Source organism: Devosia sp. A369 (assembly GCF_054489345.1).
In genome coordinates this window covers 1-11,711 of sequence record NZ_JBTMWV010000027.1, presented here as the reverse complement: position 1 = coordinate 11,711, position 11,711 = coordinate 1, and the positions used below count along the sequence as shown (strand labels likewise).

Genomic DNA, 11,711 nt, shown 5'->3' with positions numbered 1-11,711 from the left:
CATACCGGCAGGGCGCCGGCCTTATCGCGGTCAGACATGGCAAGGCGCGAAGTCATGAGCAAGCTCCCATGATGCGCCTGACCGTCAGCATCGAGCCGTCGAACGCGCCCTCGACCAGCAGACAGTCAAAACTTTCCCAGGCGCCCCGAATACGGCGCGCGTCGTTGTCGCTGGCCTCGAGAGGGGGCAAAATCTCGCCCCACCAGAGCGGGCGCTGGAAACCACCGCCCGGGGCGTCGCCGCTGACAATACCGCGCCACGGACATGGTGGCATGTAGCAGTCGATGCCGGTGCTACCGACCTTCAACATACCGTGCCTGATCGCCCCGTCGCCGGCCGCATGGCCGGGCACGCACAACAGCAGGACTGCGGCAAGGATTGGCGTCGCCTTGAATGTCGAGAACACAATGGAGCTCCTCCTGCGGTTTACGAGGCGGTTAGCCTTGTTCCGATGCTGATAAGACGCTTGGTTATGTATCGACCTTGGCGGCTGCAGCAAAAATGGAAAAACAACCAAGCTTTGTTCGTGCCCTGCCGTCCTATCCTTGAGAACTGATCCATTGGAGACGCCCCATGCGCCTGACCGCTATCGCCGCCGCCCTGCTGCTCGCCAGCAGCGGCTCCGCCCTTGCCCAAAATCTCGATGCGTTGACCGAAGCGTTCGGACATCTGCCTGAGGTGATCCTGACCAATCCCGTGCCCGATCAGGCCTATTTCGTCGATATCGAGGTGGTGCGGGGCATGGCGGAATTGGCAGGGACCGGACTAAATGCCCGGAGTCTGGCGCGAACGCAGGTCGGGGCCGCACTGCGGCCCATCGAGGCGCTCCACATGGGTGGCGTGGAACCCTGGGAAGTAAAGTCCGGCATCGCCTTTGATCAGGTCCGCTATTTTGCCGGTTTTGGCAGCACGCCAAATGTGGTGTCGATCTGGGGGCTTGCAGACGATGCCGCCGCCACGGGACTGCTCCATGCCCTGACCGAGCGGGACTTCGTTCCAGTCGGCGGCGCTGGCGCGTTGGGCAATGGCGAGCCCATGGCGATGGACGTGACCAACCGCAATCCCTCCGATCCATGGCGCAGCATGGTCGGCGCCGCCTCTTTCGCGGCAGCCAAGGGCAATGCCGTCGTCCAATCGCCCCAACCGGGAGCCTTGCCGATGATGGTCACGGAGCAGAACAGTGCCGCCGATAATCCCATCGTCGCCACCGCACTCGCCGGTCTCGCTCAATCCGTGGATGATGGCCGGATCGTCCAGGCGATGTTGATTTCGCCGGCTTTTGGACTGGGCGCTATCGACCCGTCGGACTTCCTGCTGCCGCAAAGCGACAATTTCGATGATATAAGGGACAGGCTGGAAGCGAGCATGGATGCCAGCCTCAAGGGCATCCCGCCCTATTTCGGCGGCATTATCGCGGATGTGCAACTGGACAGCCCGGCGGTGGCCCTGTCAATTTCCTATGGTGATTGCGAGACCGCCGAAATCGCCGCCCGGCAGATCGAGCAGCGCTGGATCCAAGCCATGCCAGAGGCTGCGCAGGGCGATATCACTGCCGCGACAGCCGAGGGGATCGATGGACTGTGCGCCGCCACTGCCACCATCGTCGGCGATAGCGACGACCCAACCGTCAATCCCGTCTTCAATGCGTTGTTTGACCTCTATATGCGTCGGCAGTTTACCGTGTTGCAGATCGGGCAAGCCTCGTGAACTCGGGTCAGTGCCCGAAGAAATCGAGCTGACGAAAGGCATGGGCCATGACCGCGAGAAAAATCACGGTCGCGGTCCAGATCGCCGTGTGAATGGGCGCGCCAATGGGCCACCGCATCAGCCAGCCCAACAACAGCAAGACAAGCAGACCCTGGTAGAGGGTCGCGTAGCCCAACAGCGCCCAAAATCCGAGCGTCCAGCCCTGCGCCTCCGTGCCGTCAACCGCCGACGCGCCGAACATCCACAGCAATAGTCCCAAGGCGGAAGCGCCTGCGATAATCGCGGGCGCGCCAATATAGAACGCCTTACCCCAGTTCATCTCAGGTCTCCGGGCGTCACGTGATGCGCCGATCTACATTGCCGTGATTGCGGCAGGATTCGAGAAAATCGGCGCTGGCACCGGGGGTATCCCGAAAGCGCTCGAACTCTTCTGTACTGACCCAGTAATAGGCTTCGTATTCCGCACCCCTGTTGAAGCCGCTGATTGGCGTGGACAGGTAATATTTGCCCGTCTGGTTGTCCAAGCCTAGGCTGAACCGGTGACGAGGATGCACGGTGATGTCGGTGAAGCGCTCAGTCATCATGTCAAATTCATGATGGCTTCGAACAATGCAGCAATGGGCGCGGGCGGTGCGGCATCGCGTGGCCAGGCGACCTGATGTGTGTCACCGGCCCGTGTCCGACTTATGGCGCAGAAATCGGCATCCGGTTCGAGCGAGGCCATCGCGTCGAAACCCACCGCGTCGAGCTGCGCATGCCACAAGGCAACGGTTCGCCGGCTGTGAACGAAACGCAGCAACTCTTCCCTCGCATCGGGATGATGCGTGTACACCAAAGTCGCCCCATCCTGACTGGCCGCGATCCCCTGACGCGTACCATCGGCGGCCTGGCAGTAGATGCCCAGTTCGCGGGCAGAATGGTCCTGCGCCAGGCCCGAGCCGAAGGGGGCCAGCCAGACGCCAATCAGAACCGCAAGACGTTTTTTCATGGGTGCCTCGCCAAAAAAGCTGTTCGATAGTAAGACGCCGCCGCGCGGTCGACCCTTGGTCAGGTTCAGCAACAAATGAAATGGAGCGGAAAATCACAACTTGCGCCAAGCCTTTTCACAGCCGGTGCGTCTTAAGGTCAAGGCCAGACAATCGTTGGGAACGCGTCCCAGCCACCTACGATACTCACAGCAAAGAGAAACGACATGTACCGCCTTGTCCATATTGGCGCCGTTCTGTTCGCCAGCGCCTTTGCCACCGCAACGCCTCTTATGGCCCAGGACACCCCGTTTCCCGCCATGATCGACGAGATCTATAGCGGGTCACTGACCGTTGAGGTGTTTCCGGCCGATGGTGGCCGGCGCCTCCATCGCGACACCGGTACGGCGGAGGTGCGCTTCTCGCAGCACGGCGACGGGCAGATCGCGTTCAGCACCACAGGCATGATCGAAGATAGTGGCGGGTTCGAGTTGGGTGCTCAGCTCCAATCGGGGCCGGACGGCGCCTGGCGTGAATTCAGCGACGCGGGGACGGGAATCAACGCCGCGGGCCGTTTCCTCTCGATTTCCGTTGCCGATGGCTTTGAGATGATCCTGACGGGGCAGATATCGCCTCGCGAAGGGCGCTTCACGCTCCGCCGCCTCCCCACCGAAGCGGCCACTGCCGCCGATGGCGCATTTACCGTGGTCTTTTCTCTGGACGTGGAAATCCCCGAACCCGAAACTGAAGTAGCGCCCGCAGCGGAAGCGGGCAGCGCGGAAGCTGCCACGGAACAGGACGGCGGCTGCGAACGGGTGGAATGGCGACTGGTCAACAGGTGGAACCCGTTCGGTGGGAGCATGCGTCTCGACCGCGAGCCATATTGCGCACAATACTGACGCGGCCCAGCCGGCTCGCTCTGCCCATCGGAAGTGGCCGAGTCAGCTGTGCTTGTTAGTATCTTCACGCGCTGCATAAGGGGCGGCTCGTCACTGCATTGCGACGAATCCGCTCCCGGCAGGCCAACCCCGTCCAGATAAACCCACAGGCATATTGCGCTAACGACAATATGCCTGCTGCGGCTAAGGCCTTCACAATCTGCCCGCACAAGCCGTCCCTGGGCGCAGTTTCAAATTTTTTCAAAATAATGCACTGGCCGACCAAAGATCACCTCTGGTGGCGCGTCCTATAAGCACAACCGGAAAAATGTGCAGATGGAGGAGCCACAATGAGAAATAACCCACGCGCTCATTAACAGGCACGTTCCGGATTATACCGGACGTTCTGACGGCCACGTCCTGAGTTCTGGGACCGCCTAGCAAAACCCTCAAACACTGAAAAACAACCGATGCGGCTCTGCCACCGCATCGGAAGGACTTCCAGTGCCTTCATTTGGGCACTGGCAGCGCAGGGCTTGGCCCAACCACACCAACCAAAGGAGAAATACCATGTTGGATATCGATACCGAGCAACTTGGACTTACCGAGCTCGACCTTGGGCAGCTCGACCACGTCGCGGGCGGAACCTCACATCTCAAATTGGTGCCAGTGCCCGTCTGGCCCCCGCGGTTCGAGATCCCGCCACAGCGGCCTCGGCCGTGGCCGGGCGTACCCGAGGTGCCGCCCCCAAGCTGCCCCTCGGTGCCGTTGCTGTAACGGCATCGAACCATCTCCAAATCGGGACGGGCGTTGCCCATCCCTCCACAACCAAAAGGAAACAAACAATGCGTGAACTTGAAAGCAACGAAGTCGACACGGTTTCAGGGGGCATCGGGCCCGGCGGCGCGGTCCTGGGCGCCGTGATCGGCGGGGTGGGCGCCGCCGCATCCGGGGGCAATGCCGGCCAGATCGCCTCCGCAGCGCTGCTCGGTGGCGTTGGCGGGTTCTTCGGCGCCATCGCCCTTGGGGGCTTTGGCAGTGCGGTGACCGGTATGTTTGCCGTCAAGTCCGTCCTCGTCGGCGGCGCGGCCGTCGGGCTGGCAACCCGCTAGTCCCTTCCCTCCAACAACCAGAGGGATGGCGCTCATGCAGCGCCATCCTTTCGGGAGCCCGGGCCGATGTCCACGCTTTTTCGCGCCGAATCCCTTGTAGCAAAAAAATATGCCTGGCTGGGGCGGCCAATCGTCGTTTCCACCCTGCAAGGCAAAGTTTTCGCCTGGTTCTGCGTCGTCTTTGTTGTTGCGGTTGTGCTGTTCGTTGCCTTGGGCACCTATACTAGGCGCATCCCGGTCGATGGTATTGTCATGCCCATTGACGGCATCACCCGGATGACCGCCCCTCAGGGCGGATGGGTCGTCAACCTGGCCGTCAGGGAGGGCGACAGGGTCACCGGCGGCGACGTGCTCTACAGGATCGGAGTGGATATCACGACCGCCTTGGGAAATACCCAGGACGCTGTCGTTGCCATTCTGCACGACAAGCGCGACGAGCTAGAAATTTCCCTCCGGCGGCAGAGCGCGATGGACGCCGCCGAAAAACAAAATCTGTCGCACCAGATCGAAGCCCTCCAAGCTCAGCTTCCCCATATCGAGGAACAGATTGCGCTCGCCGAGGAATTCACCCGGCAATTGCGCGAGTTTGCCGACCGGCAACGCGAATTGCTCACAAGGGGCATAGCAGTTAGCGGCGAAGTCGAGGCGCGATTGCAGGCCTACCAGGCCGAGCGCGCTCGGCTACCGCTGCTGCAACGCGAAAAAGCCCAGTTCACGGGGCAGCTCCGCGAGCTGCAGACGCAGTTAGCGAGCTTCGATCTCGTCAGTGCCGACCGCACCAGCAAGCTGCGGCAACAGCTTCTGGACGTCGACCAGCAGATTTCCGAAGGCGAAGCGCGGCGTGAAATAAGCATCACAGCGCCCCGTGATGGCACCGTGACGGCCATAACGGCTCTGGCCGGGCAGACAGTTGCCGCTGGCACGCCTTTGCTGACCATCATCCCCAATGAACAGCCTCTGGTGGCGCAATTGATCGTGCCGTCCAGTGCCATTGGCTTTGTGCGCCAAGGTTCCGATGTCCTGCTACGGTACCGGGCGTTCCCCTACCAGAAATTTGGCCAATATCGCGCACGCATAGCTGAAATCTCCCGCGCCACGCTGCGCCCCGAGGAGATCGCGCAAATTGGCGGCGCGGGGCAAAGCGGCGGCGCCGCCTTCTATCGTATCATCGTCGAACCCGAAATGCCGTTCGTGAACGCCTATGGCCACCAGGAGCCGCTGCAGGCCGGCATGGAAGTCGACGCGCATCTGCTGGTCGATACACGCCCTCTCTATCAATGGATTCTTGACCCAATCTACGGCCTGCGCGGCGGCGCCGCCGAACCATGAGGAACCAGGCCCGTGTCTCTTGAACTAGTCCAACGCATCTCCTCTCGCTTTTCCCGCGCGACGCCGGCAATCCTGCAGACCGAAGCGGCCGAATGCGGGCTGGCCTGTATGGCGATGCTTGCCGCCCGTCACGGTCACCGGCTCGATATGCCTGCCATGCGCCGTCGCTTTTCCGCATCGATGAAGGGCGCAACCATGCGCGACCTCATTGCCATCGGGGCCGATCTCAAGCTCGCCACGCGCGCGCTGCGCCTCGAAATGGATGACCTGCGCAAACTGCGCCTGCCTTGCGTCCTGCATTGGGAGCACAATCATTTCGTCGTGCTGACGGCAGTCGGATCGCGCTCGGTCACCATTCATGATCCCGGCTTCGGACGCCGGCAGATGCCTCTCGCCGAAGTATCCGCAAAATTCACCGGCATCGCTCTTGAGGCCTGGCCCACCGACCAGTTCGAGAAGAAAACTGAGCGCGTTGCCATCGGGATTGCTGGCCTTGTGGCGCGGACCAAAGGTGTCGCTCAAGCGGGCTGGCAAATCCTGGCCACCTCGCTCCTGCTCGAACTGGCCGTCATTGCCATGCCGATCGGTTTCCAGCTCATCCTTGATGAGGTCGTCGTCGCTGCCGACCACGATCTGCTGACGATCATTGCCCTGGCGCTGGGCCTGTTACTGGCGCTGCAGGTCGCCGCGACCTTCGCACGAACCTGGATGACGATGACCATCGGCTCCAGCCTGGCCCTGCAGTGGAAGGTGAGCCTCTTTGACCATCTGATGCGCTTGCCGCTACGTTATTTCGAGCGGCGCCATGTTGGGGATGTCGTTTCGCGCTTCGGCTCACTCGATGCCGTGCAGAGGACCCTTACCAATGATGCGGTCAGGGCGTTTTTGGACGGGATTATGTCCATAGCGCTGCTTGTCATGATGTGGCTTTACGGAGGATGGCTGATCTATGTGGCCCTTGCCAGCGTCGTCATCTATGCCCTCATGCGAACGCTGACTTATCATCCTTATCGCGCTCTCTCGGAGGAGGCGATCAGCCAGACGGCGCAGGAAAGCTCCCATTTCATGGAATCGGTGCGTGGCATCGGCAGTCTCAAAGTTCTCAATCTCGAAACGCGGCGGCGGGAGGGCTGGATCAACCATCTCATCGAGCGCATCAACGCCGAACTGCGGTTGCAGAAGTTCGACGCCTGGTTTCAAGCGGCAGGCACGGCGGTTTTTGGCATCGACCGTCTGCTCATCATCTATTTCGGGGTGGGCGCGGTGCTGCTTGGCGATCTTTCTGTTGGCATGTTTGTCGCCTTCCTCGCTTACAAGGATCAGTTTGCCAGCCGCATTAACGGCTTCATTGATGTCCTGCTCGAGTTCAGGATGCTCTCGCTCCATGGCGAACGCATTGCCGACATCGCGCTGTCCGCCCCTGAGGAGGACGACGACCGCGCACGATTCGTGCCCATGCCCGCCATACTGTCATGCAAGCCGGCATTGCTCGAAGTCAGCGACCTGCGGTTCCGGTATGCCGATAACGAGCCGATGATCCTGGATGGCCTCAGCATGCGGATTGAAGCCGGCGAATGCGTCGGCATAGCCGGCCCGTCGGGCACCGGCAAGTCAACACTGCTCAAGCTGGTCGCCGGCCTGGCCTCCCCCACTTCAGGTCAGATCATGATCGATGGCAGGGCACTCGTGTCCATGGGGCTGGCCAATTATCGACAGCGCATTGGCTGCGTGCTGCAGGATGACCGCCTTTTTGTTGGCTCCATATACGAAAACATAGCTGGGTTCGATCCCTCAGTGGACGCGGACTGGATCCTGACCTGCGCAAAGATGGCGGCTGTCCACGACGAGATTATGGAGATGCCCATGGGATACGAGACACTGGTGGGCGACATGGGAAGCACGTTCTCGGGCGGACAAAGACAGCGTATCGTTCTGGCTCGCGCCTTAAGCCGGCGTCCGAGCGTGCTGCTTTTGGACGAGGCTACGAGCAATCTTGATCCGGCCAACGAACAGCGCATCAACGAAGCCGTCGCATCGCTGCCAATGACCCGGATGATCATTGCTCACCGCCAATCCACCCTCAATGCCACCGACCGTGTGCTGTTTCTCGGCCAAGATCCGGGAAATATGGCCGCATGAGAGGTCGACGCCCATCGACTTCAACAAGTCCGACTTCCGTCGCCACCGCGACCGCATCAACGAGGAGCACTTGTCCATGAACCTCGACGATCAGCAGCAGCGCACTTCCCTGGAGCAGGAGGTCACCGTCGTGCCGACAGACATCGTTGGAACCGCCGTGGCCTCTTCGAGCAACACCGTGCTCCGCAGTTGGTCAAGGGATACTTGCGGGGCATGTATGTCGCTGCTGAACCGTATTTCGGTGCCGAATTGGCGGAATTATGGGTCAGCCAGTCCAGAGACGCGGGGATGGCAGACGTCTACGTCGAGTCCACTTTCCTTATCCTCGCCGCCACTCTCGGTCGCTATCCGGCCGACATACGCACCGACTATGTCCAAGCCACCTCCGCACCTGAAATCATCGGCTATGAGTAACAGACTTCCAAGGCGTTCGAACTTGCCCATTACGCTGCGATCGAGCGCCTGGAACAAGGCTTGGGCCGTTAAGCGAGAGATGCCACCCTAGATACTCTGGGTCACTCTCTCGGTGCGGTACGTTCCAGGGCGGCATTGATGGCGTCGGTCAGCGATGCTACCTGATCCTCGTCCACGGGCCCGAACCACCCGGCGCCATAACGTATAGCAAAGCGGTGGGAAACGATAGGGGCAGCGGAGACACGCCCGGATGGATAGGTGGAGTAATTGACCTGCCGTTGCTTCCGCACCTGCGCCTGTTGCCCTGGCCAGCGGAGGAGATATTTGGGACGCGGCAGAGGCCATGGATAAAAGCGAATATGAATACCGTCGGCATCGATGCGCAAGCGGCGGGGCAGCACGATGGAAAGTTCGAACGCTGCGACGATCAGGAACACGAGCGCCGATGGTGGAATGAGGAGGAATCCGACGATATCCTCAGGCGCGCCTTCGCCCATCATCGACCTCCGAACGAGGACGGTCAAAATCACCAGCAAGAAAGCGGCGGCCGCACCCATTCCTACGGCCAGCCCAAGCGCCCGCGAAGCTATTTGACCGTGCCCCCTGCGGTTTTGCTGCACGATCTCGATCGTATCACCATTGTCGGTGATATTCATGTTGAGCCTCACTTGCCTTTTCAATGATGAGACGCCCAGCATAGTGCCTATCTTGGTGCGATAAGCGGGAATGCTGCCTCGAAATGGACTTTTACTCAGACGTTGGCCTGTTGTTTGATGACCTGATGTTCGCGGGCAGCAGTCAGGGCAGCTTCCCTTCACCTTCGGGTCGAATACTAGGCTGGCAGGACTTGTCGTGGACGGCACCAACAGCGCCGGCCGGCGGCCATGGGAGCTTGCGCGCTAAGGGATGAAATAGTGAAGAAAGCATTGGTTGCCGTACTACTGGTCCTGCTCAGCAGTGCGTCCGCTTCTCAAGCAGACGAAAGGCTTTGTGGCTGGCTGGAGGCTACGTCCTTCGGGCCGAACTGGAAAAACAACTACGGCCGGCTCTTCCTCAGTGACCGCGACGGGCATCAGTGGGTGGATGAATCCGGCGGCATTCTGCCCGACCTATCTGCCCCCTACATGCATCGCGGTGAGATCATCAGAGATCATGACTTCACGTACCTGTACGGGGAAGGCTGGAGCGGCAACTTTTGTGTCTGTATGACGGCTCAAAGGAAGAAGCGGACGATCGTTGAATTTCGAGACTTCAAGATTCAGAAGATTGCGATTTGCCGTGCAGACCCCGCCATTGAACGCTACGCGCCGCGTTAAAGTACCTGAGACGCTTTTCGCCCGAGCGTACGCGCACGAGATACCCCAGTGCCGCTAACTTGTACGAGATCGACCGTGTCGATCTCGTGCCCATGTTGTAAAAGCTCACTGCCGCCGCGACCAGGCTCGCCAATTGATCATCCCCGCGCGAAGCGCTTCCACAGGGCCGTACAATTTTCGTCCGCCAAGTTGTCCACCAAGGGTTGCCGTCGGACCGATCCGAGGCCTGCACCGTTTCCTGCCACGTCGCAAACAACAACGACACCGCCCTGCCGGAACCGGCCCATGATGGTGCCGAATTACACCGTCTTGACACAGGCATATATGTATATACATTGTCGATATCTTTTGTGTGAACCATCTTTGTGAGCGCCATGTCAGATAAGCCCAAGAAGGTGAAACTCAACAAGAAAGATAGCCAATTGCTGATCCGTATCAGCACTCTAGAGCGCGATCAGTTCGTGCAGTTATGCGAACAGCTGGATACCAGCGCCGCTCGCGAGATCAGGCAGTTCATTCGTGGGTTCATCAAGCAGAACACACCCACTAAAAGCCATACAAGCAAGGAGACATTTCATGTCGAAGAAAGCCAAAGCAGCTGAGAAGAACGTCGTTTCCATCAAGCAGCAGATCAAGAAGCGTGAAGCCAAGGTCGAGAACCACGAAAAGAAGATCAAGGCGCTGAAAAAGGCCGTGAAGAAGGCCGCATAAGATAAGAACAAGGCCGCCAAATTGGCGGCCTTGCCAGTTCTTTTCCACATGCGACCTTTACAATCCGTCCGGCGTGAGCCCCGTAGTGACCAGTCCGATCACCCCCCACATTGGTCGTGATCACGAGCCAGCCGGTCAACCAGACGCCAGGTTTTCGTAGTCAAATAGCGAAGACGCCGCCTCCCGAGCGCGCCACGCCCATTCGTTGGCGCGCTCAGTCACATTCTGGTTCAAATACCTTGTTATGTCTGCTGCACAGTTCAGGCGAGGAGGAACTCATGAAAGTCGTTGCAAACATTGATTTCGATGGCGATTGCCGCGAGGCATTTACCACCTATGCCAGCGTTCTTGGCGGCGAGGTCCGCGCGATGATCAGCCATCGCGATATGCCCGGAATGGCAGAAACGGTTCGAGAAGATCAATTGGACCGTATCATGCATGCCTGGATCGACATCGGCGACCAAGGGCTGATGGGTCAGGATATGCAGGATTTCACCGGTCGCAAGGGCTACAGCGTGACCATCACTGCCGACTCTGTCGATGAGGCCCGCCGTATATTCGAGCAGCTGTCAGCGGGGGGCACAGTAGCCATACCCTTCGGCCCACAGGCTTGGTCACAAGGCTTTGGCCTCACGACGGACCGCTATGGCGTCACATGGGTGATCGACTCGCCAAGTGAGACCTGACCGGTCGCGGGCCTCTCAATAAGGCCTAAGGTCCTATCGGTCACGCCAAGTTTTGAGATGTGTCCGCCGTCAGCGCCTATGTCCGGATTTACGGTTGAGATTTAAGGAGAGTTTTGGTCTCGTCGCATGACGAAGGAACCAAGATGACCGCCAAATCCTCGAACTGTTAGTCGGCGCGTGGTTTGCGCGCCGATCGGCACGGTAAGCCATTGAAATCCCAATGGTCGACGGGGTCACATGGTGGCGCCGAATTACACCCAGACGACGCGGGCCATTTTGTTGGCCATTGCCACGCTCGCCACACGGGCCGGTTTCCTGGCAAGCAACGGGTGTCAACGGCGGAGTAAAATCCGGCCATTAGGCGGAGCAAGACCAGGCCACCTTTGGCGCGCACATGAGACCGCCGGGAGGGCATAGCCCGAGCGGGGGTCTCATGTGCGCGTGCGATTTTTGA

General features: G+C 59.9%; 15 protein-coding genes. 10 read left to right on the top strand and 5 right to left on the bottom strand.

Annotated features, from left to right (window positions below; all coding sequences use genetic code 11):
* Positions 1–52: 52 nt before the first annotated feature.
* Entirely contained in the window at positions 53–406 is a 354-nt protein-coding gene (locus tag ACX3OZ_RS19015; RefSeq protein WP_459105214.1) for a hypothetical protein, read from the bottom strand.
* Positions 407–573: 167 nt separating this feature from the next.
* Here ACX3OZ_RS19015 and ACX3OZ_RS19010 point away from each other — a divergent pair, with 167 nt between their 5' ends.
* Complete coding sequence (locus ACX3OZ_RS19010) at positions 574–1,707, top strand: hypothetical protein (RefSeq protein ID WP_459105213.1); 1,134 nt, start codon at positions 574–576, stop codon at positions 1,705–1,707.
* A gap of 7 nt (positions 1,708–1,714) precedes the next feature.
* Here ACX3OZ_RS19010 and ACX3OZ_RS19005 read toward each other — a convergent pair whose 3' ends face one another.
* From ACX3OZ_RS19005 to ACX3OZ_RS18995, 3 genes are read right to left on the bottom strand one after another with little or no spacing between them, the layout of a single operon-like run.
* Positions 1,715–2,026 carry a hypothetical protein gene (locus tag ACX3OZ_RS19005; RefSeq protein ID WP_459105212.1) on the bottom strand — a complete coding sequence of 104 codons (312 nt, stop codon included), beginning with the start codon at positions 2,024–2,026 and terminating at the stop codon, positions 1,715–1,717.
* Positions 2,027–2,042: 16 nt separating this feature from the next.
* The gene (locus tag ACX3OZ_RS19000) at positions 2,043–2,291 is read right to left on the bottom strand and encodes a hypothetical protein (RefSeq protein WP_459105211.1); all 249 of its coding nucleotides are present in this window, start codon (positions 2,289–2,291) and stop codon (positions 2,043–2,045) included.
* Positions 2,288–2,695 (bottom strand): hypothetical protein, encoded by a 408-nt coding sequence (locus ACX3OZ_RS18995; RefSeq protein WP_459105210.1) that lies wholly within the window; start codon positions 2,693–2,695, stop codon positions 2,288–2,290. Before ACX3OZ_RS18995 ends, ACX3OZ_RS19000 begins: the two co-directional genes overlap by 4 nt.
* Positions 2,696–2,899: 204 nt before the next feature.
* Between ACX3OZ_RS18995 and ACX3OZ_RS18990 the strand changes: the two genes are divergently transcribed.
* The 5 genes from ACX3OZ_RS18990 (at position 2,900) to ACX3OZ_RS18970 (ending at position 8,544) form a co-directional block, all read left to right on the top strand.
* On the top strand, positions 2,900–3,571 hold the full coding sequence (locus ACX3OZ_RS18990) for a hypothetical protein (protein ID WP_459105209.1): 672 nt from the start codon (positions 2,900–2,902) through the stop codon (positions 3,569–3,571).
* A gap of 824 nt (positions 3,572–4,395) precedes the next feature.
* Positions 4,396–4,662: a hypothetical protein gene (locus ACX3OZ_RS18985; protein ID WP_459105208.1), complete on the top strand. Its 267-nt coding sequence runs from the start codon at positions 4,396–4,398 to the stop codon at positions 4,660–4,662.
* 66 nt (positions 4,663–4,728) lie between these two features.
* The gene (locus ACX3OZ_RS18980) at positions 4,729–5,991 is read left to right on the top strand and encodes an HlyD family secretion protein (protein WP_459105207.1); all 1,263 of its coding nucleotides are present in this window, start codon (positions 4,729–4,731) and stop codon (positions 5,989–5,991) included.
* A gap of 12 nt (positions 5,992–6,003) precedes the next feature.
* Complete coding sequence (locus ACX3OZ_RS18975; protein WP_459105206.1) at positions 6,004–8,130, top strand: peptidase domain-containing ABC transporter; 2,127 nt, start codon at positions 6,004–6,006, stop codon at positions 8,128–8,130.
* A 213-nt stretch (positions 8,131–8,343) separates the two neighbouring features.
* Positions 8,344–8,544 carry a hypothetical protein gene (locus ACX3OZ_RS18970; protein ID WP_459105205.1) on the top strand — a complete coding sequence of 67 codons (201 nt, stop codon included), beginning with the start codon at positions 8,344–8,346 and terminating at the stop codon, positions 8,542–8,544.
* 101 nt (positions 8,545–8,645) lie between these two features.
* On the opposite strand, the gene ACX3OZ_RS18965 is transcribed toward ACX3OZ_RS18970, so the two are convergent.
* Entirely contained in the window at positions 8,646–9,200 is a 555-nt protein-coding gene (locus tag ACX3OZ_RS18965) for a hypothetical protein (RefSeq protein WP_459105204.1), read from the bottom strand.
* A gap of 258 nt (positions 9,201–9,458) precedes the next feature.
* Between ACX3OZ_RS18965 and ACX3OZ_RS18960 the strand changes: the two genes are divergently transcribed.
* From ACX3OZ_RS18960 to ACX3OZ_RS18945, 4 genes are all read left to right on the top strand, one after another.
* Positions 9,459–9,860, top strand: a complete 402-nt coding sequence (locus ACX3OZ_RS18960) for a DUF4087 domain-containing protein (RefSeq protein WP_459105203.1) — start codon at positions 9,459–9,461, stop codon at positions 9,858–9,860.
* Between the two features lie 374 nt (positions 9,861–10,234).
* Positions 10,235–10,462 carry a hypothetical protein gene (locus ACX3OZ_RS18955; protein WP_459105202.1) on the top strand — a complete coding sequence of 76 codons (228 nt, stop codon included), beginning with the start codon at positions 10,235–10,237 and terminating at the stop codon, positions 10,460–10,462.
* Positions 10,437–10,571: a hypothetical protein gene (locus ACX3OZ_RS18950; RefSeq protein ID WP_459104067.1), complete on the top strand. Its 135-nt coding sequence runs from the start codon at positions 10,437–10,439 to the stop codon at positions 10,569–10,571. Before ACX3OZ_RS18955 ends, ACX3OZ_RS18950 begins: the two co-directional genes overlap by 26 nt.
* A gap of 278 nt (positions 10,572–10,849) precedes the next feature.
* Positions 10,850–11,257: a VOC family protein gene (locus ACX3OZ_RS18945; protein WP_459105201.1), complete on the top strand. Its 408-nt coding sequence runs from the start codon at positions 10,850–10,852 to the stop codon at positions 11,255–11,257.
* The last annotated feature ends 454 nt before the right edge of the window (positions 11,258–11,711 follow it).